This is a genomic window from Enterococcus silesiacus, assembly GCF_001886225.1.
Taxonomy (GTDB): domain Bacteria; phylum Bacillota; class Bacilli; order Lactobacillales; family Enterococcaceae; genus Enterococcus_L; species Enterococcus_L silesiacus.
Map to the genome: position 1 here is coordinate 95,694 of NZ_JXLC01000010.1, position 21,006 is coordinate 116,699.

At 36.9% G+C, this 21,006-nt stretch carries 15 protein-coding genes; 13 read left to right on the plus strand and 2 right to left on the minus strand.

What is annotated here, in order from left to right; genetic code table 11:
• Window positions 1-106 precede the first annotated feature (106 nt).
• The 5 genes from RV15_RS08715 to RV15_RS18715 all read left to right on the plus strand — a co-directional run bounded on the left by RV15_RS08715 (window position 107) and on the right by RV15_RS18715 (window position 6,022).
• Window positions 107-847 carry a helix-turn-helix domain-containing protein gene (locus RV15_RS08715; RefSeq protein ID WP_071877671.1) on the plus strand — a complete coding sequence of 247 codons (741 nt, stop codon included), beginning with the start codon at window positions 107-109 and terminating at the stop codon, window positions 845-847.
• Between the two features lie 7 nt (window positions 848-854).
• Window positions 855-1,466, plus strand: coding sequence for a GNAT family N-acetyltransferase (locus RV15_RS08720; RefSeq protein ID WP_071877672.1), 612 nt, complete (start codon window positions 855-857; stop codon window positions 1,464-1,466).
• Entirely contained in the window at window positions 1,429-2,466 is a 1,038-nt protein-coding gene (locus tag RV15_RS08725; protein ID WP_245791297.1) for an alpha/beta hydrolase family protein, read from the plus strand. The genes RV15_RS08720 and RV15_RS08725 overlap by 38 nt, the downstream gene beginning before the upstream one ends.
• A 406-nt stretch (window positions 2,467-2,872) precedes the next feature.
• Window positions 2,873-5,773 carry a type 2 lanthipeptide synthetase LanM gene (gene lanM, locus RV15_RS08730; protein ID WP_071877688.1) on the plus strand — a complete coding sequence of 967 codons (2,901 nt, stop codon included), beginning with the start codon at window positions 2,873-2,875 and terminating at the stop codon, window positions 5,771-5,773.
• 81 nt (window positions 5,774-5,854) lie between these two features.
• A complete protein-coding gene (locus tag RV15_RS18715) occupies window positions 5,855-6,022 on the plus strand; it encodes a hypothetical protein (protein ID WP_167364086.1) in 168 nt (55 codons plus the stop codon).
• 35 nt (window positions 6,023-6,057) lie between these two features.
• Here RV15_RS18715 and RV15_RS08735 read toward each other — a convergent pair whose 3' ends face one another.
• Window positions 6,058-6,390: a hypothetical protein gene (locus tag RV15_RS08735; protein WP_071877674.1), complete on the minus strand. Its 333-nt coding sequence runs from the start codon at window positions 6,388-6,390 to the stop codon at window positions 6,058-6,060.
• A 19-nt stretch (window positions 6,391-6,409) separates the two neighbouring features.
• Window positions 6,410-6,664, minus strand: a complete 255-nt coding sequence (locus tag RV15_RS08740; protein ID WP_010762625.1) for a helix-turn-helix transcriptional regulator — start codon at window positions 6,662-6,664, stop codon at window positions 6,410-6,412.
• Between the two features lie 707 nt (window positions 6,665-7,371).
• Here RV15_RS08740 and RV15_RS08745 point away from each other — a divergent pair.
• The 8 genes from RV15_RS08745 (at window position 7,372) to RV15_RS08780 (ending at window position 20,998) form a co-directional block, all read left to right on the plus strand.
• Window positions 7,372-10,008, plus strand: a complete 2,637-nt coding sequence (locus RV15_RS08745) for a calcium-translocating P-type ATPase, PMCA-type (RefSeq protein WP_071877675.1) — start codon at window positions 7,372-7,374, stop codon at window positions 10,006-10,008.
• 776 nt (window positions 10,009-10,784) lie between these two features.
• Window positions 10,785-12,731: a KUP/HAK/KT family potassium transporter gene (locus tag RV15_RS08750; RefSeq protein WP_167331083.1), complete on the plus strand. Its 1,947-nt coding sequence runs from the start codon at window positions 10,785-10,787 to the stop codon at window positions 12,729-12,731.
• A gap of 203 nt (window positions 12,732-12,934) precedes the next feature.
• The gene (locus tag RV15_RS08755) at window positions 12,935-14,233 is read left to right on the plus strand and encodes a hemolysin family protein (RefSeq protein WP_071877676.1); all 1,299 of its coding nucleotides are present in this window, start codon (window positions 12,935-12,937) and stop codon (window positions 14,231-14,233) included.
• 152 nt (window positions 14,234-14,385) lie between these two features.
• A complete protein-coding gene (locus RV15_RS08760) occupies window positions 14,386-15,303 on the plus strand; it encodes an L-lactate dehydrogenase (protein WP_071877677.1) in 918 nt (305 codons plus the stop codon).
• Window positions 15,304-15,342: 39 nt separating this feature from the next.
• A complete protein-coding gene (locus RV15_RS08765) occupies window positions 15,343-16,068 on the plus strand; it encodes an epoxyqueuosine reductase QueH (RefSeq protein WP_071877678.1) in 726 nt (241 codons plus the stop codon).
• A 378-nt stretch (window positions 16,069-16,446) separates the two neighbouring features.
• A complete protein-coding gene (gene metE, locus RV15_RS08770; protein ID WP_071877679.1) occupies window positions 16,447-18,711 on the plus strand; it encodes a 5-methyltetrahydropteroyltriglutamate--homocysteine S-methyltransferase in 2,265 nt (754 codons plus the stop codon).
• Window positions 18,712-19,575 carry a methylenetetrahydrofolate reductase [NAD(P)H] gene (gene metF / locus RV15_RS08775; RefSeq protein WP_071877680.1) on the plus strand — a complete coding sequence of 288 codons (864 nt, stop codon included), beginning with the start codon at window positions 18,712-18,714 and terminating at the stop codon, window positions 19,573-19,575. It abuts the gene before it with no gap.
• An 856-nt stretch (window positions 19,576-20,431) separates the two neighbouring features.
• Window positions 20,432-20,998 (plus strand): signal peptidase I, encoded by a 567-nt coding sequence (locus RV15_RS08780; protein ID WP_245791299.1) that lies wholly within the window; start codon window positions 20,432-20,434, stop codon window positions 20,996-20,998.
• Window positions 20,999-21,006: the final 8 nt, after the last annotated feature.

Consider the following 21,006-nt stretch of genomic DNA (forward strand, 5'->3'; position numbering starts at 1 on the left):
GTTGATTTTATTTCATAAAATATCGTTTGACTGTTGGGCGACCCGATAGTTTATGCTAGAACAAGATCACAGTGAGGAGGAGAGAAAAATAGAGACGTATTTAACTATGGGACAATTAGCGGAATTGATGTCTATCTCCAAACATCAGATTCGTTACAATGAGGAAAAAGGCTTATTAACTCCAGCATTGATAGATACTAATGGTTATCACAAGTATGGTATGGATCAGGTATATCAGCTGGCAAATATACTCTTGCTACGTAGTCTAGGTGTATCAACAGCTCAAATAGCGCAATTCATGACAAATCAGGATAATGTCTGGGCAAAAGAAACGTTAAAGGAAACCTTGAAAGCGACAGAAGCAAAATTACAGCAACTTCTCTCGGCTAAAGAGCAAATTGAAAATCTGTTGCCTGAAATTGAACAAAAAGATGAAAGCTATCTCGAATTACCTGAGAGAAAATTGAGTAAAATTTATTCGTACCCAATAACGGAGATGTTGGACATTCTAGAATTCTATAAAGCAATAAAAAATAAGCAAAGTAGTCATTCGTTATTTGGTGAATCGTTTTACTATCTAGTGAATGCTCGACAAATCGATGTATATGTCGAAGGTACATTTTCAACAAAACAGCGAATTTTACAGGCAGGGGACTATTTAGTCAAAAGAGTTTGGATTGAAACCGAAGAGGAGTTGTTAGAAGCACTCAACGTTTTTAGTAAAGAAGTCAACAGTCCATTTTTTGAGCTCTCTGAAATCATTGTTAAAGAGACTGCCTATTCTTCGATTTTGATGAATAATAAACTGTTATATGAATTACAGTATTTTATTTCAGTGAAAGGATGAGTATCAAATGAATCATAAAATAGCTGTAGTGGATCGAAATCAGTTGACTGAGTATGAAGTGAAAAATGTCCTACAGTTACTGTTAACGTCGTTTGCAGATAAGTTTTCCAAGGTTCATTTAACCACAACGGAGAAGTTGACGACGTTGCTCTATTTTGAACAACAGTATCCACCGTCGCAGACGGGTCCAACTGATTACATTGTGAAAAATGAACATGAAATCATCGGTGTTTTAAGCATTTCTAAAAAATCAGCAATGCCTAAAAAAATAGCGTATCCATTTGAATTATCTAGAACATATGGTTTTTTTACTATTTTTAAATATGTTGTATTGCTGACAGCTTTGGAGTATTCTCCTGGCGATAACGAGCATTATATAGAAAATATTGCTGTCCACCAAAAGTATCAAAAACAAGGCATTGCTAAAGCTTTAATCACAGTAGCACAAGCAGAAGTAAAAAAAGGGGAGAAGCTCACATTACTTGTTTCAGCTACTAATCAACACGCATTACGCTTGTATTTAAAGTGTGGTTTTTCCATTGTCAAGAAGAAAAGAAAGGTTATTTTAGGACTTTTAGCCAATGAGGCAAATTGGCTTTTTATGGAATGGGGTAGATAATATGCGGCGAGGTCGAAAATTTTTATTTGGGTTACTGGGTGTGATGATTGCATTAAGCATGTTTGTTTGGTATGAACATCGCTATGAGATGCAGGAGACGAGCAAATGGATTCCACTGTCTAAAGGGAAGCTCTCGGCTGTAGTGGTGGAGCCAGTCAAGCGACGTTCAAAGGGAATCGGGGTGCTTGTTCATGGCGATGCACCAGTTGATGCTACAAATGAGGGCGGCTATAGACCAATGATGGAACAATTTGCTAAAGCCGGATTTACGACCATCTCTTGGGCAAAGCTTGGCGTAGCTGGCTCTTATGGAAATTGGCTACATCAATCGATGGATGACCGAGCGGCAGAAGTAACCGAAGTAATCCAATGGGCAATGAATCAACCAGAGTTAAATACAGAAAAAATTATTTTATGGGGTGTAAGCCAAGGTGGCTGGGTCGTGCCAAAAGTGGCAGCACAAAAGAAAGTGCCGATTTCTAAGGTGATTTTAGTCTCTCCAGCAATTAATTGGCTGAGGCAAAATGATTATTACACAACCCAAAAACTAAAGCGTGAAGGTCAGACACAAGGTCAAATCCAGCAAGCTTTAGAACAGGAAGAGCAAATTATCTCATTAATGAAAAAGAACGTATCTTACCAAGAATATCTAGCGAATACACCAGAGCAAGAGCCGATGTCACAAGATCGTTGGATTTTTGCTAAAAAAAACCTATATTCAGATGTTCAATCGGACTTGGAGAAGATTGAAGTCCCAGTTGATTTGTTTCTTGCTGATCACGACGAAAATGTCGATGTTATAGATACTGAAAAAATCTATTCAAAAAAAATACCTAAAGAATTGTTGACCATATTTAAGATCAAAGATGCAGCGCATAGCATGGTCGATTCAACTATTGCCCAATCTGAAGTGTTGACAGTCGGGACTTATCTGTTGGCTCCTAAAGATTTTTTAATGAATAAATCGTTTTTACGGCAAAGTTATTTGTCAGTAGAATGACTGTGAGTAAGACTGGCATAAAAAGTGAGCGACAGGGCTAAATGAGGTTGGGACAGAAGCGTCTAATCTCGAAAAATAAGAAGGAATTCACGAAAATTGCTCTTCAAATTTTTGTGAATTTCAGCTTATTTCCGAAGGGATTGCTTCTGCTTCCACCGTTTATTCGGATAAAAAGATCTTGGGGCATAACTTGAAAAGTTATGTCCCAGGATCAAATTTTTGCTATAGAATATGCTGGGTAGAGGCCAGTGTATCAATCTAGAAGAGCTAAGGATTGAACGTTTCAGAACTAGGAATCTATTCTCTATTCCTTTTAAAAAAGCAAAAATAAAATTAGCGTAGTATTTTGACTATTTTTTTATTATTATAAAGAGAAGGGACAATGAATGCTAAAGGAGAGCTTATGATGATTGAAGAAGTGACATACAGTTACGCCGCAACACTGTCAGAAAGAATCGACTGCTGGAAGAATCAAACGATAGAAGCAGATAAAGAACGTTATTTGGAGCAATGGCAAGCACGTAAAAGCTTGTTGAAAGCACCAGATTATCAGAAAATGTTCCAGCATTATCATTGGGATGAAGCAACTTTTAGTGTGGGACTGATGCCATTTACTGAAGAACGAGCGCAATTGTTATTACCAATGATCGAAAAAAGTGACTGGTTTCAATTACATAGGCGATTATTTTCAGCTGAGATTCCAATCAAAGATCTCAGCTTGACCGCTGCCTTACGTTTTCACCTAGATTACTATAAGCAGCATATTCAGACATTGCTACAAAAATTTCCATTGATTCAGCTCTCGGCAGTAGTAATCGAGGATCTGATCGCTCAACTATCCGATGAATTCTTTTTCATCGCCCAAAAAACATTGGCTTGGGATGTTCATCAGATGATTGAAGAGTATCAACTACAAGCTGAATCAAAAGAAGAAGAATTCGCTAACTATATCAAGGAGTTTCTTGGTGATAAACAACGTACCTATCTTTTTTATGGTGAATACCCCACCCTGGCTAGAATTCTTGCTACCAGATTGACATTTGCCTGTGAAATGATCGAGGCGTTTTTCTCCTCTTTGAATGATGCTACTGAACAATTGGCAGAGGTATTTGCTATCACGACACCAATGAACCTCACTCAAATAAAGCTAGGGCAAGGCGATAGCCATGAACGTGGCAAAACAGTGATTCAGTTTCAAGTGCAAGAAAAGGCATTGATTTTTAAATTTAAGAATCTTGAGATTGGTGAGCGCTTTAATACCTTGTTGACGTATATTGAAGAACTAAATCCAACGGTTTCTTTTTATAAAATCAAACGGATCGTGCAACCAACCTTTACCATTGAGGAAAAAGTTGCGTATGAAGAGTGTTTAGAAGAAAGTGAAGTAATAGATTTTTATCACAATTATGGTCAGTTGCTAGCGATTGTTTATTGGTTAGGGGCAACGGATTTGCATATGGAAAATTTAATTGCTAACGGACCTCATCCTGTGTTGATCGATGTTGAGACGTTGATTCGTCCTGAAATGTTTAAACTGACCAAAAAAATGGCGAGACAAACTCGAATAGAAAAGCATTCAGTCATTGTTGCAGGCTTGCTGCCGCAAAAAAAACAATGGAAGCGTGAGTTGGAGATGGATGCATTATCCGGCACAAAACAGAAATTACCGAAAAAGGTCAGAAGGCTGAGAAATGATCGTTCTAGTGATATTGCTTTTCAACTAGAAGAAGCTTATATGGATGGTGCTCAAAATATTCCACGCCTGGCAGGTAAAGAAGTCGATTATCAAGACTACCGCCATGTGATCCAACATGCATTTAAGGAGATGAACCAGCTACTATTAGCAAATAAAACGGAATTTATCGAGAAAGTCAAAGCGTTATTTGCAAATACAACGATTCGGCTAATCTATAGAGATACTCAAGATTATGGCAATTTATTGAACTTTACCTTGCACACAGAGAGTATGTCTAATTATATTGAGCGGGAAAAGATCATTGAAAACTTATGGGCCAGTCAAATCATTCCAGAAGTGCTGATTCCATTTGAAATTCAAGTGATGTTAGATCACGATGTTCCCCTGATTACAGCGAATACTTCTTTAACGAATGTCTATACAGATGGTCACGAGCTACTTCAAGTATTAGCAAAGTCACCTTTGCAGGATACAGTGGAGCATATGGAAAAAATAACGGAGAAAACCAGTCACTTTTCCTATCTTCTATTAAAAGAAAGTTTAGGTACGCTAGAATATAATACCCAAGAAATAACAATTCCAACGAGAAACGGATCAATTGACGAACCGTTAGTACAAAAAGCTGCCGATATTGGAGATAAAATCCTTGATCAGCTTGTTCTGGAGCCAGAACATGGTGAAGTAGATTGGATGTCAGTGCTTCCAGAGTCTGATGACGAGATCAGCATTGTTTATCCTGATACTGACCTTTACGGAGGAAGTGCAGGTGTGTATTTATTTTTCGTTTATCTAAATCATTTGGTTCCTAAAGAGAGCTATCAAGAAGTGATCGACTTACTGGAAAAAGAAATCTTTTTAGGCGAGGGCAAAAAAGATACTTACGAGAGCGCTTTTTTTGATGAAGGGATGCGCGTGACTGTCGCTTTTTATGTGACAAGATTGCTCAATGATGCCAAGCATCGGATCTATCTGGAAACCAGTTTACAAGCCTTAAAAGCACGTCAAATCGTAACGGAAAATCAATCCAATGAATGGCTTTACGGCAAAGCTAGTTTATTAGCCGTTTTAGCAGCTATCTACCAAACCTATGCTAGCACAGATGCATACGAAGTACTTTTAGCCTATTCACAAGCCGTGACTTGTAAAGAAATGGAAGACAATAGTTTTGCTCACGGCTACGCTGGTGTCTGCTATGGTTTAAGCAAGGCAAATCAAGTCCTTAACGAGACAAAGACTAAAGAAAAACTAAACTGGTATCAACAAGCATTTGAAAAAAGGCTTGAAGAAAACAAGCAGCTGAATAATTCTTGGTGTAAAGGAACTACTGGGATCAAAGAAGTGTGCGAATTGCTGAATATCAAGTTCCCTGATGAAAAGTTCAAAAAAATAGATGAAATGAGTAGGGCAGATGATTGTCTGTGTCATGGCACATATGGAAATAAAGACAATTATTTAGGTGATATTTTTATATTAAATGATGGTGTTATTAAATTGAAGACTGATCCAGCAAGTGTCCCTGTAGGGTTATTCTGTGGATTAGCTGGAGTTGGGTTTCAAGTGCTAAGAGCATACGAGCCGTCCCATGTTCACTCCTTGTTATTTATTAAGTAACACAATCTGAAAAAAGAACTTTACTTATTTGAGAGAACGTTTTATAATCTAAGTATTAACGCAAGGGGGAGAAATAATATCATGAGAAAATTATCGATTGAAAAAATGGAAGCAGCAAAAGATTTGAAAAAAGTGGATGCAGTTGTAGGGGCTTCGTTTGAAAGAAGTAAACGTTCTGACGATATAATGAAAGACACTGAAGAATCTAGCGCAGCTATTGGCTGGTATACAGTACTTATTTGTTTCTAAAAAAAAAGAACTAGGTTTATCCTAGTTCTTTTTTTTTAATTTGATTTCTTTAAAATCATAATACCGAATGCTTCAGTTCCAGATATAAGTAATAAAACTAAATTTATCATCCAATAATAAGAAACTTGGTTATAGGCTACCACATCATAAAGAGTTGTACCTAAAATAAACAGTAGAATTATAGTAACGATAAATGAAATAAAACTTGCTGTTGAAATAATTTTCTTTCCTCGTTCATCTTTTCCTTCTTTACTAAAGAAAAAGTAGACTGAGTAAATAATAAATATCAACGAAAGTCCAATAATTAAAAAACTAGACCAGTGATTTACAGGCAAGTTATCAAAAAAAGATTTAAGTGATTCAGTCATAATTTATCCTTTCCTTCCGTTAGTCGGTTTCTTCGTTCGTTTGCTCGTCTTCTGTCAATTTTTTGAAAGTGAAGATTTGTTCAATCGGCACTTCGAAAACGTCTGCTATGTCATGAGCCAGTAAAAGGGAAGGATTATACCTATTTCTTTCTAACTGAATAATTGTTTGTCTAGATACTCCCACCTTGTCAGCAAGTTCCTGTTGGGTCATGCGTTTCATGGCTCTGTAGACGTGAATGGAACTCTCAAAAGATGAGTTCTTCTTTTTTGGCAATGCAAATCCCTCCAATAGTCTAATTTATGTATTAAATAAAAAGCGCATAGTCAATATACCATATCTTACTTTCACTTACAAATATCATGCAGATAAAATATAAAGAAAAAAGCCAAGCTTCTCGATTAGCTTGGCTCTTGTTTCTGGAAGGAATCAGTGTATTGAATGATCATTTTTTACTTTTAGTTATACATGTAAAGTAATTAGTTGAATTTCTTGTTCATAAACCAAATCTTGTCTTCATTACATTTTCTACATTTCTTTTCTTAAATTTTTTTCAATCAAACTATCTTTATACGTGTTTTTTTACTTTATTTGGATTGATTGTCCAACTTTTCACACATATTCACTATTTTCTAAAGATGTTTTTATGATTTTTATACTTTACACATACATCGGGATGAAAGGTGAATCGTGTTCTGCTAACAATTTTGTGTTTATTTTTGTCTGCTTCGAGAAATTCTTCAATACAACTGATATTTCCTCCTTCCTTCTATAAGTATAGTAACATATGTGGTAAGCGTTTTCAAGTTGGAAGACTCAGGTATTTACAACTTTTTTTATTGATTGGCAGGTTCTCTACGGAAAAAAATGCCAGAAAAAAATAAAAATTTAGCCATTTTTATTGAAGTTTGAAAAAAAAACATGGTATAGTGAATATAGATACTATATTAATAGAAGGAAAAAAATAAGAATGGGGGGATAGGATGGAAGCATACAAACAACCTATCGAGACAATTATCAAAGAAGTGAACACAAATAAAGAGCACGGCTTATCAGGGCAAGAGGTAAAGAATCGACTTGCTGAACATGGTGCCAATAAGTTCCATGAAGCCAAAAAAGAATCTGTATTGAAGAAGTTTCTTCATAGTTTATCTGATTTTACAACAATTATTTTATTAGTTGCAGCAGCTATTTCCTTTTACACAGCAATTGCTACAGATCATGGGGATTATTTTGAAGGGATTTTGATTATCGCCATCGTGATCATCAATGCAGTATTAGCGATCGTTCAAGAAGGAAACGCTGAAAAATCGTTGGCTGCGTTGCAGGATATGAACAAACAAAGCAGCTCAGTTTTACGTGATGGCAAAGTTGAGACCATCGATGCAGAAGATGTTGTTGTTGGCGATATACTAGTATTAGAATCAGGGTCGATGATCACAGCGGATGCCCGCTTGATTCAAGCATCCCAACTCAGAGTAGAAGAATCTGCACTGACTGGAGAAAGTGAACCTGTCGAAAAAGATTCGGAGTACATAGGAAAAGAAGATGCACCGATCGGTGATCAGATCAATATGGTCTTTAAAGGTTGTACAGTAGCAAATGGTCGTGGGCGAGCGATTGTTACAGCAACTGGGATGCAAACTGAAATGGGTAAAATCGCTGGTTTGTTAAATGACGATGTGACTCAACAAACGCCTTTACAAAAACGTTTGAACCAATTAGGAAAGCGAATTAGTTTCATTGCACTTGGTGCTGCAGCATTAGTCTTTATCATTGGTGAATTACAAGGTGAGCCGATCTTAGAAATGTTTATGACGGCAGTCTCGTTAGCTGTTGCAGCTGTACCTGAAACCTTGATGGTGATTGTGACATTGACATTGGCTTACGGTGTACAGAAAATGGCTAAAAAACATGCGATTATTCGTCGTCTGCCAGCGGTTGAGACATTAGGAACAGCTAACGTGATTTGTTCCGACAAAACAGGAACCTTGACGCAAAATAAAATGCGCGTCAGACGAGTTTGGTCTCGTGGAGATGAAGTAACGGACACTGAAGATGCGATGACAGATGAAGCGATGGAAGTCCTAAAAATGGCTTCACTTTGTACAGACGTTATCGTAGATAAAGATGGCGATGATTTAGTCATCAAAGGAAATCCTACAGAAGCTGCGATTGTTCGTGCAGTAGAAGAAAATTATCATACCAAAGCTGAATTAGAAGAAAAATACCCGAGAATCGGTGAAATTCCTTTCGATTCAGAGCGTAAGATGATGACGACTGTGCATAAAATGGGGAAAAAATATATCTCTGTAACTAAAGGCGCGTTCGATGTTTTGTTGACTCGTTTCCGTTTTGGAGACGTTGAACAAGCTGCTGTGGTAAATGACCGCTTTGGAAAACGTGCTTTACGTGTAATAGCAGTGGGTTATGCCATCTATGATGAAGAACCTACAGAAATCACTTCAGAGGCGTTAGAGAAGAATTTACGGCTATTAGGATTGATTGGCATGATCGATCCGCCAAGACCAGAGAGTAAGGGCGCAATTGCTAGAGCGAAAAAAGCAGGGATCAAAACAGTCATGATCACAGGAGATCATGTAGTGACCGCTGGAGCGATTGCCAAGGAATTAGGTATTTTAACGGATAAAAGTGAAGCATTAACAGGGTCAGAATTGCAAAAAATATCTGATGAAGAATTGGATTCACGAGTGAAATCACTCTCTGTTTATGCTCGAGTAACGCCTGAAGACAAAATCCGTATCGTTAAATCTTGGCAGCGGACGGGTGCTGTTGTTGCGATGACAGGAGACGGTGTTAATGATGCACCGGCCTTAAAAGCGAGTGATGTTGGTTGTGCTATGGGGATCACTGGAACAGATGTCGCCCAAGGTGCAGCAGACATGATTTTGACTGATGATAACTTTGCGACAATTGTTGATGCGGTTGCCCAAGGGCGTGCTGTTTATCGAAATATCCGTAAAGCAGTCAACTTTTTGCTAAGCTGTAATATTTCGGAGATATTTATTGTCCTGATCGCTATGTTGCTTGGTTGGGGAGCACCGTTTACAGCCGTTCAATTATTGTTTGTAAACGTTGTTGCTGATGGTTTGCCTGGTTTTGCTTTAGGAAAAGAACCTGCTGAAAAAGGCATCATGGATGAAGCACCGATTCCAAGAAATGAAGGGATTTTTGCACGTGGCTTGTGGCAAAAAATTGGAATCAATGCCTTTGTCTTTACGGTAATCACCTTGTTTGGATTCTACTTAGGTGCAAATGTCGATTCAGTTTCTTACTTTTTCGAAGCAAGCCATGAAATTGGTCAAACAGTAGCATTCTTAATTTTAGCTTATTCATCAATTTTACATGTGTTTAATGTGAGAAGTACAGAATCTATTTTTAGAGTAAAACTATCGACAAATAAATCATTGTTTGAAATGGCTGTATTGGCTGTCATTATTACAACGGTCATTGCTTTATTACCGTTCACACAAGATCTGTTTGGCTTAGTTCCGATTGGGATGAATCATTGGTTATTAGTAATGGGTCTATCGATCATACCGATTTTTGTCAATGAAATGATCAAATTCCATTATTCAACGGAAGAAGACGTAGAATAAAATCGTAACAAAGAGAACGCTTGACGTGTTGATTTCTTAGTAGGAATCTATACGTTAAGCGTTCTTTTTCAACACTCCTGATGGATTGAAAGAATATCTTGAAAATACTATTGAATTTATTTACATAAAAGACTTGCTAAAATGATGAAGGAGTATTATAGTTGTTATCAAAATCAGTTGTTTTATTTTTTAGCTGGTGTTTTTTTAAATTTAATTATAATTAACAACCAATATTTTTATTTGGATGCCCAAATAAAAATCTTAGGGGAGTAGCAGCATAGTTTATCTATGTTTTTAGATCAACAGCAAGTGTGCAAACACTGGTCTAAGAATGAAATTGCGAGACCTAAGTGTAAGGGCCGAGTGTCGTTTCACTTAGGTCTCTTGTTTTACTTAAAAAGCGGGATTAGGGGAATGTTCAGTCGAACCTGATCGAGCCTGTTCAGCTTTTAGTATCGTTTAGCTTCAAGAGCTAGCCTCTCGGGAAAAAGATAAAATCTGCCTGTGACAAAGAGCGCCACAAACAAATTTTCCTATTTTTCAGTCAGAGCAAGACAAGCCCACTACGCTTTTAGCACTATCTAGCTTCGCAGGCTAACCTTTCGGGAAAAAGATAAAAAATGAATGAGCCAAAAAGCGTCTCAGTCATTTTTTCCTATTTTCCTGTCAAGGTTGACCGAGCCTGTTCAGCTTTTAAATTGGAGGAGAATTTTTTGGTAGAGAAATCGAAAGTTTCGCATCATCAGAAATTGACCGCTGCTGGTCTTTTGGTAGCAATGGGGGTCGTTTATGGCGATATCGGAACAAGTCCGCTTTATGTAATGAAAGCGATCGTTGGGGACAATGGCGGTCTTCAAAATGTTTCAGAGAATTTCATTATTGGTGCGGTATCATTAATATTTTGGACATTAACGATTTTAACAACGATCAAATATGTTGTGATTGCTTTGAATGCGGATAATCATGGTGAAGGTGGAATTTTTTCTTTGTACACGCTTGTACGTAAAAAAGGAAAATATTTGATCATTCCAGCGATGATTGGTGGGGCAGCGTTATTAGCGGATGGTGTATTAACACCTGCAGTAACGGTAACAACGGCAATTGAAGGGCTGCGGGGAATTCCGGTGTTTTTTGATCGGTTCGGTAGTGATCAAAATATTATTGTGATGATTACGCTAGTCATTATTCTTATTTTATTTTCTGTTCAGCGTTTTGGAACGGATGCAGTAGGTAAGGCTTTTGGACCGATCATGTTTGCTTGGTTTACATTTTTAGGCGTGATGGGGCTGATTAATTTCGGACAAGATTGGACGGTGCTTCGTGCGTTGAATCCTTATTATGCGATTCATCTCTTGCTTAGTCCTGAAAATAAACTAGGAATCTTTGTTTTAGGAAATGTCTTTTTAGCAACAACTGGGGCAGAAGCACTATATTCTGATTTAGGTCATGTTGGAAAACACAATATTCGTGCTAGTTGGCCGTATATCAAAGTTTGTTTGATCCTTAACTATTTGGGACAAGCAGCGTGGATCTTAAGTGCAAAAAATGATCCATCGATTTTAGCGATTGAAAATCTAAATCCATTTTTCCAAATGATGCCAAACAGTATAATGCTGATTGGAGTGGTTTTTGCTACAGTTGCGGCCGTTATCGCTTCTCAAGCACTGATTTCAGGGTCCTTCACATTAGTTTCTGAAGCGATCAAATTAAAACTTTTGCCTAGATTAAAAATCATCTATCCAGGTGCAAATATCGGACAAATGTACATTCCAGCCGTTAATATGATGTTATGGATCGTGTGTTCACTGATCGTTATTACCTTTAGAACATCTACACACATGGAAGCCGCATATGGTCTTTCAATCACTGTGACGATGCTGATGACCACTATATTATTAATGTTTTATCTATTACAAAAAGGTGCACCAAGATGGGTTGCGTATCTTGTTACGTTGTTCTTTGGGAGTATTGAATCGATCTTTTTTGTTTCAAGTATTGCGAAATTTTTCCACGGCGGTTATGTAGCGGTTGGGATTGCTCTATTGATTTTGGCTGTGATGACAATTTGGGAATGGGGCAATATCATCAAAGAGAAAACATCTGATACAGTTCCGCTAAATCAATACGTAGAACAATTACGGATGTTAAAAGATGATACAACTGTTCCGAAATCTCAGACAAATGTTGTGTTTATGACGCCAGATACAATAGGAGATGAAATTGGTCGTCAAATTATTTATTCGATTTTAGACAAACAGCCAAAAAGAGCCAATGTTTACTGGTTTGTCAATGTTGAAGTAACAGATGAGCCTTTTACTAAGGAATATTCTGTTGATATGATGGGCACAGATTTTATTGTTCAAGTACAGCTATACCTAGGGTTTCATGTCGCTCAGGAAGTGAATGTCTATATTCGTCAGATCGTTTACGATTTAATGAAAGAAGGACGCTTGCCTAAGCAACCACAGAAATATTCATTGACCCCTGGGCGTGAAGTGGGTGACTTCCAATTCATTATTATTCGTGAAGAATTATCGAAAGTAACAGAATTGAAGAAGTGGGATCGTCAAATCATGCAGTTGAAATTGGCAATCAAAAAAAGAACCACAACTCCAGAAAACTGGTTTGGTTTGGAATATAGTGAAGTGAAATACGAATCGGTTCCGCTGATTATTGGAGATGCTCGCAAAACAAGATTGAGAGAAAGAAAAACTTTGGTATAAAGGGAAATGAGGTTGGGACGGAAGTATTTAGCTCAGAAAGAGTTGCTTTTGAGCCCACTGATTATCTGTATTCCATGAGACTGGAGCATAACTCAAAGAGTTATAGCCAGTCTCATTTTTTCTGCTGTTCAATAGCTTCTATTCGCTCTATTGGATTAGGACAAGTATAATAAATAAGAAGAGAAGAAAAAGAGGTGTAAACTATGCTTGCAATAAATTTTTTAATCCTATTTTTAATGATTGCAATCACGGCGTTTTTTGTAGCAAGTGAATTTGCTTTAGTGAAAATTCGTATGTCCAGATTGGAACAATTGAAAAAGGACAATGTGAAAAATGCGGAACTGGCGATCCATGTTACTCACCATTTAGATGCTTATCTGTCCGCTAGTCAATTGGGCATTACTTTGACTGGACTAATTATTGGGTGGGTCGGCGAAGGGTCTGTGGCAGCTCTGTTGCATCCTTTGATTGGAAATCTGCCAATCAGTGCGGCGCTTAGCCGGACGATCTCAGTTATTTTAGGTTTTGCCATTGTGACCTATGTTGATGTCGTTGTAGGTGAACTATTACCGAAAAGTTATAGTATCGCGCAGACTGAAAAAGTGGTTCTAGCAATTGTTAAACCCTTGCACTATTTTTATAAAGTAATGTATCCATTTATTTGGTTATTGAATCACTCAGCCGCAAAATTAGGTAAATTATTGGGAATAAAGCTGGTTTCTGAAGGGGAAGAAACGCTGACCCAAGAAGAGCTATTATTTGTAGCTGTGGATTCCTATAAAAAAGGTGAATTAACAAAAGAAGAATATCATTATATGGAAAATGTGTTTGAATTTGATGATACTTTAGCTAAAGAGATTCAGGTCGATCGGACTTCTATGGAAGTATTTGAAGTAGACGAAACGGTAGAACAAGCGATTCAGCACTCTTTAAAACGAGGACATTCACGTTATCCTGTGATCGAAGAATCTAAGGATAATGTACTAGGTTATGTGACGCTACCTGCGTTGATCAAAGAATCATTTATCGACAATCAAAGAAAAGTTAGCGAGTTAGTGGAAGAGCCGATCGTTGCATTAGCGACTACTCCAATCAAGAGTTTATTGACCATGATGAGAAAAGAAGGCAAGCATATTGCGATTTTGAAGGATGAATACGGTGGAACCACTGGTATGGTCACGATAGAAGATATTTTAGAAGAGTTAGTTGGTGATATTCGAGATGAGACGGATTTAGAAAATGCCTTGATTGCTAAAGAGTCGGATCATTCTTATATCGTCTCAGGCAAGATTACTCTCGATGATTTTGAACGGTATTTTAAAGTCAAGATTGCCGCATTTGAGGAATCTGAAATGTCCACATTAGCTGGTTTTATTGTAGAAAGAAAAAATAATCAAATTGCTGTAGGAGATACAATCGAGATCGATGGTTTTACTTTTGAAGTGATGGATTATGAACATGCACATATTGATTATTTTAAAGTGAAAAAAATAGCTGAATAAAATCGTAAATCGAGGTTGAGATGTGAGTCGAAGAGTGATGTCTCAACCTCGTTTTTTAGTGGGGTGATTTCTTTGTGTGAAGTGGCAAAAAGGATTGACGGAAATCGATTATTCAGCTAGGATTAAGAAAAAATGAAATAGAAGGTGTTTGAATGCGTAAAGTAGGAATTATTGGATTAGGTCATGTTGGTGCCACACTTGCTTATACCTTAGTCACTGAAAACTTAGTTGACGAACTTGTTTTGATTGATAAGGATGAAAAATTGGCAATTTCTGAACAATATGATCTCTTAGATGCACAAGTTTTTTTAACAGGTAAAACAACGATCATCATTCAGGACTATCAGGCATTAAGAGACGCCTCAGTTATTGTTTTTTGTGCCGGACAAATCAGTGCGCTGGGAGATGACGGGGATCGTTTTAAAGAACTTGAAATCACAAGTAAAATAGTAGAAGATACCGCACCTCAAATCAAGCAATCTGGGTTTGACGGCATTATTGTGACTATCACAAATCCATGTGATGTCATTGCCGCTTATATGCAAAAATTAACAGGCTTTGAGACAAATAAAGTCTTTGGAACAGGGACGATGCTGGATACAGCACGAATGAAACAGGCAGTAAGCCGCAATCTAGCAATCGACAGTCGCAATGTCGGTGGGTATGTCTACGGTGAGCATGGAGATTCTCAATTTGTTGCTTGGTCAAGTGTGACTGTGGGGGATCGACCGCTTTTATCTTGGAATCGTGAACTGGATTTAGAGACATTAGATGAGGATGTTCGGGCTGGAGGCTGGAATGCATTTGCTGGAAAAGGCTACACAAGTTATGGTATTGCAACCTGTGCTGCTCGTCTGATTCGGATGATTTTGAATGATTCTAAAACGATCGTACCAGTTTCAGCTTACAACAAACAAGCAGATGTTTATTATGGACAACCAGTAGTGATTGGGAAAAATGGTATAGAATCATTTGTTGATTGTCCGCTGACTGACAAAGAAAATGATTCCTTAACATGTTCTATTGAAATTATCAAAAATGGACTGGCTAATTTACCATTTAAGCCGTAAAATAAGAGACGTGATTTTACTAAATATGGAGGCAATCTATTGATAAATTTAACAGAAATAACGGAGAAGATGTCTCCAAATCAAAAAATAAACTATGACCGTGTTTTACAAAAAGTGATTGCAGAGTGGGGAAAATCAGCTATCCGTCCTACTATTTTGCTCCACAGTTGTTGTGCACCTTGCAGTACGTACTCACTTGAATATTTGACACAATATGCAGATGTTACGATTTTCTTTGCCAATTCCAATATTCATCCTAGAGCTGAATATCAGCGTCGAGAAATCGTTCAAAAAAAGTTCGTAGAGGATTTTAATGAACAGACCAATAATCAGGTACAATTTTTAGCGGCACCCTATGAACCAAATAAATTTATCCAAATGGTGCAGGAAAAAGAACTGACAGAAGAGCCAGAAGGTGGCAAACGTTGTTCAGCATGTTTCCAAATGCGTTTAGATATCGTTGCGGAAAAAGCACAAGAATTAGGGTATGATTATTTTGGAAGTGCGCTAACGCTATCACCAAAGAAAAATAGCCAATTGATCAACGAGATCGGAATCGATATTCAAAAATTTTATGCAACCAATTATTTGCCCAGTGATTTTAAGAAAAATAATGGTTATAAACGTTCGATTGAGCTGTGTAAAGAATATGATGTATACCGACAATGCTATTGTGGCTGTATGTTTGCGGCGACAAAACAAGGTGTTAATCTAAAAACTGTGAACAAAGAAGCTAAAGAATTTTTAGCGGAATGTAAAAAATAGTTAAATAAGACGAGGTCAGGACAGAAGTGTTTAACTCCAAGAACCAAGTTCTTCAATTCTTAGTGTCTTTGACACTTATAAGTTGATGAGATCGGAACGCAATGTAGTAGGTACTGTGCAACATCAATTCATACTTCGCTGTATTTTACAGCAAATTCAGCTTATTTCCGAAGGAGTTAATGATGCTCCCACCGTTTATTCGGATTCCTTGAGGCTGGAATGTAACTCGTAGAGTTATGTTCCAGCCTCGTTTTTTTGTTGTAATGTCTCATTTTAGTATATAGTTTTAAACTATAGATAATGATAGGAAATAAGTTCTATTCTATATTTCTTCCTCGTGGTAAAGTAGTTGAAATACCTTACTGAAGGAGGAAAAGTATGAAAACATCGATTATCGGGTTCCCGCGGGTAGGAGAATCAAGAGAGCTAAAATTTGCAACAGAGAAGTATTTTAGAAAGGAAATCACCGAAGAAGAATTAGAAGCAAAAGGCAAAGAATTACGCCACAAACATTGGCAACTTTTAGTCGATCAGGGAATCGATTTTATACCAAGCGGGGATTTTTCTTTCTTTGATACAACGTTGGATACGGCACTTTTATTGAATCTTGTACCTGAGAAATATCAGTCTTTACAGTTATCACCATTAGAAACGTATTTTGCATTAGCTAGAGGCTATCAAGGCGCTGCGGGGGACGTTACAGCTTTAGCTATGAAAAAGTGGTTCAATACCAATTATCATTATATGGTTCCAGAAATTGATGATACTACGGAGCTTAAACTTGTTGGAGATAGTCTATTTAAGGCTTTTAATGAAGCAAAAGAGCACGATATCATTACTCGACCAACAATTTTAGGCCCGTTTACCTTATTAAAATTGGCAACTTACCATGGTTCAAAGCAGGCAGCTGATTTTTATGAGGACGCTATTATAGCTTATGGGCAAATTTTTGATCAATTAGCTGCATCAGGCTGTGAATGGCTTCAGATCGATGAGCCAGCTTTAGTTTTAGATTTATCGCCTGCGGAAGTTCAACAATTTAAAGGATTGTACCAACGATTATTGGCTAAAAAAGGTCACCTGAATATACTAGTACAAACCTATTTCGGAGACGTTCGAGATACTTATCAGGAATTGATTGAATTGCCATTTGATGGGATTGGCTTGGATTTTGTTGAAGGTAGAAAAACAGTAAGTTTGCTTGAAGAATATGGTTTCCCAAAAGGGACACTTTTATTTGCGGGAATCGTGAATGGGAAAAACATTTGGAAAAATAATTACCAAGAAACACTGTCACTCCTAGAAAAAATTCAACCGTTCGGCACTATTGTGTTGAATACCTCATGCTCATTACTCCATGTGCCTTTCACACTGGCTAATGAATCGGCTTTAGAAACAACAGTAACAAACCATTTTGCTTTTGCAGTTGAAAAATTAGCTGAATTAAATGAATTAAAGAAAATAGTTGCGGATAAACAGACGCATCATGAGTTACTGAAGGGCAATACAGCGCTATTTGTTCAAGAGCGTTTTTCTAAAAACAAGCATGTTGCTCAACAGATCGAAGCATTGACAGAAAGAGATTTTATTCGGTTACCGGTGTTGGCTGAACGGGCAACGATCCAAAAAGAAAAGTTACAATTGCCGATTTTGCCGACGACTACGATCGGTTCTTTTCCACAAACAAAAGAAGTCAAACAAAATCGTGCTAAATTTAAAAAAGGTGAAATCACGGAAGCGGAATATACAGCTTTTAATCAGGAGAAAATTGCGGAATGTGTTGGTTTTCAAGAAGAGATTGGTTTAGATGTTCTAGTTCACGGTGAATTTGAACGCAATGATATGGTTGAATATTTTGGTGAGAGTCTGGATGGCTATTTATTTACTGAAAAAGCTTGGGTTCAGTCATATGGCACTCGCTGTGTCAAACCTCCGATTATCTGGGGAGATGTTTCACGTTCACAACCAATCACGGTAGCCTACTCAAAATATGCCCAAACCTTGACGGACAAACCGATGAAAGGAATGCTGACAGGGCCTGTAACGATATTGAATTGGTCGTTCCCTCGTGAAGATATCAGTTTAAGAGAGTCAACCTTGCAATTAGCATTAGCTATTCAAGAAGAAGTGCTGGATTTAGAAACGAATGGAATTGAAATTATTCAAATCGATGAAGCGGCATTACGTGAAAAATTACCCTTACGTCAAACGGATTGGCATTGTGAATACCTAGCTTGGGCGATCCCCGCTTTCCGCTTAGTGCATAGCAAGGTCCAGCCGACAACTCAAATTCACACGCATATGTGTTATAGCGAGTTTGCAGATATCATTCAGGATATCGACAACATGGACGCAGATGTTATTTCATTTGAGGCCTCTCGTTCAAATTTAGATATTTTAGATGCTTTAAAGGCTATTGATTTTCAAACTCAAGTTGGGCCAGGAGTTTATGATATTCATTCGCCTCGTGTACCATCAGTAGAAGAAATTGAAACAACGATTCATAACATTTTAACCAAATTACCGATCGAAAAAGTTTGGGTCAATCCTGATTGTGGGTTAAAAACGCGTGGAGTACCAGAAACAAAAGCAAGTTTGAAAAATTTGGTCCTTGCAGCTAAAAAGGTACGTGGAGGGGTGTAAATGAGGACAGATACCTTGTTCAAAGAAAAGACCGTCTTTTCCTACGAAATTTTTCCACCTAGACGAACAGCACCAGTCGATACGATATACCATACCTTGGATCGTTTGAAAGGGCAACAGCCTGATTTTATCAGCGTGACTTTAGGAGCTGGCGGTATTGGCGCTAACTTAAGCACCGTAGATATTGCTCAGAAAATTCAAGATGAGCAATTTTTGCCAAGTGTGGCCCATTTACCAGCTGTAAATTTTTCAAAAGATGAGATCGTGGTGATTTTAGAAGAATTGAAACAAAAAAAGGTAGAAAATGTATTAGCTTTAAGAGGGGATCTTTTACCGGATAAAGAGCCAAAGAAAGATTTTTCTTATGCGAATGATCTAGTCGCGTTTATCCAGGAACAAGGTGATTTTAATATTATAGGTGCTTGTTATCCTGAAACCCATAGTGATGCAGCAAATTCAGTGGAGGATATTAGAAACTTAAAAAGGAAAGTGGAATCAGGAACGAATCAATTGATCTCACAATTGTTTTTTGATAATAATTACTTTTATACGTTCAAAGAAAAATGCGATATTGCTACTATCGAGGTGCCGATTCAAGCTGGGATCATGCCTGTCGTCAATAAAAAGCAAATTGAACGTATGGTCAAGATGTCTAATGTGACACTGCCAACAAAGTTTTTAAAAATGATGGAACGTTATGAACATAATCCAGAAGCCATTCGAGATGCAGGTATTGCTTACGCTATCAATCAAATTGTTGATTTAGTCGCACAAGGCGTTGATGGGATTCACTTATATACAATGAATAATCCTTATGTAGCACAAAAAATCAGAGAAGCTACACGTAGTTTATTTGACGCATAGTTGAAGAAATAGGGAGCTAGCAAACTTAAGAAATGTTGAAAAATAGACTGGGCTGATAGCCTGTGTGTGATTGAATACCATTGATTTAAAAAATAGTCTTAACCAAAGACTATTTTTTTATCAATGGTATTTTTTGTTTCATGTGTCCTTGGAATTTACCCTATTTTTAAAAATATAGTTCTAAAAATGCAATAGAATAACTATATAAACGAGCTTTTTTGCAAAAGAAATATATTTGTAATAATCGATTTAAAAGACAAAATAATGTTTTTTTGTTGTCTTTAATCGTTTTTTTTGTATTATGAATTTCTTGTTTTCGCATTATTTATTTATATAAATGTATATAAATAAATAATGCGAAAAAATGATAAAAACAGCAGAGGCGTGGGATGTTGACACCTTGATCAATTATTATTTATTATAGGCTTAAGTTTGTGAAATGGATGGAATACAATTCTTTTGGTTGATTTTTATAATTTTATAGTTAGGATTAATTTATTTGATTTTGTGACTCTCTTATTAGAGAAATTAAGACTAGGGAAAAGTATAGTGATTACTTTCTCTAAATGTTTCCAGAACAAAAAAAGATTCAATCTGGTTTAAAAGGTACTTGATTTGTTTGTTAGCAAGTCTCTGAACTGATTGAAGGAAAGTGTATAACATGGAACAGCGAAGAGTGAAAAGACATAGGAACTCATCTCTTGATGAGAGACCAAGAAAGAAGAAGCCTTCTTCTAGTTCAAAAAGCAGGCAGAAGAAACAAACATACAACAAATCAAGTGTAAATGGAAAAAATCCAAAGACTCTTCGGCCACAATCACGACAGAAGAGTCGACAAAAGAAACAGCAATCGAAAGTGCGAAAAAAACGGTCTTCTCTAAAAAATAAAGGGGTAAAAAAAATTTTAGATCTGCTATTTTATATCATTACTCTAGGATTGATTTGTATGTCGATTCTTTTTGCATTTAGTGATGATCAAAATAAGACTATTTTTGGCTATCGTATCTTTAATGTGTTGACAAATTCAATGGCACCTAATGAACGTGATCAAAAACCTGGTGGCTTTTATGCTGGGGATGTCATCATTGTAAAGGACATTCAAGGAGATACTGCAAAAAAAGGTGACGTGATTACCTACCGACCTTCAATGAAAAGCGAAGCTTTTTTAACCCATCGAGTGGTTAAAAAATTAGATCATTTGAATAAATCAAAAGGAACTTACTACATTACTAAAGGAGATAACAATGATACTGAAGATTTACCGATTAGTGAAAAACAAGTGGTAGGGAAAAAAATAATTGTTTTTCCAAAAATTGGTGCAGTTTTAAAGTTCATTCGAAAAAACTTTATTGTGTCTATTATCTTTATGCTGTCTATCTTTGGTTTTATATTGGTAATTAAGATGTATATATTCTCGAAGTAGCTTCCTAA

Coding starts and splice junctions, on each gene's coding strand:
- RV15_RS08755 (WP_071877676.1), top strand. CDS start 12,935: ATGCTTGCAATAAATTTTTTAATCCTATTTTTAATGATTGCAATCACG.
- RV15_RS08750 (WP_167331083.1), top strand. CDS start 10,785: ATGGGGGTCGTTTATGGCGATATCGGAACAAGTCCGCTTTATGTAATG.
- metE (WP_071877679.1), top strand. CDS start 16,447: ATGAAAACATCGATTATCGGGTTCCCGCGGGTAGGAGAATCAAGAGAG.
- metF (WP_071877680.1), top strand. CDS start 18,712: ATGAGGACAGATACCTTGTTCAAAGAAAAGACCGTCTTTTCCTACGAA.
- RV15_RS08735 (WP_071877674.1), bottom strand. CDS start 6,390: ATGACTGAATCACTTAAATCTTTTTTTGATAACTTGCCTGTAAATCAC.
- lanM (WP_071877688.1), top strand. CDS start 2,873: ATGATTGAAGAAGTGACATACAGTTACGCCGCAACACTGTCAGAAAGA.
- RV15_RS08715 (WP_071877671.1), top strand. CDS start 107: ATGGGACAATTAGCGGAATTGATGTCTATCTCCAAACATCAGATTCGT.
- RV15_RS08725 (WP_245791297.1), top strand. CDS start 1,429: ATGAGGCAAATTGGCTTTTTATGGAATGGGGTAGATAATATGCGGCGA.
- RV15_RS08760 (WP_071877677.1), top strand. CDS start 14,386: ATGCGTAAAGTAGGAATTATTGGATTAGGTCATGTTGGTGCCACACTT.
- RV15_RS08720 (WP_071877672.1), top strand. CDS start 855: ATGAATCATAAAATAGCTGTAGTGGATCGAAATCAGTTGACTGAGTAT.
- RV15_RS08745 (WP_071877675.1), top strand. CDS start 7,372: ATGGAAGCATACAAACAACCTATCGAGACAATTATCAAAGAAGTGAAC.
- RV15_RS18715 (WP_167364086.1), top strand. CDS start 5,855: ATGAGAAAATTATCGATTGAAAAAATGGAAGCAGCAAAAGATTTGAAA.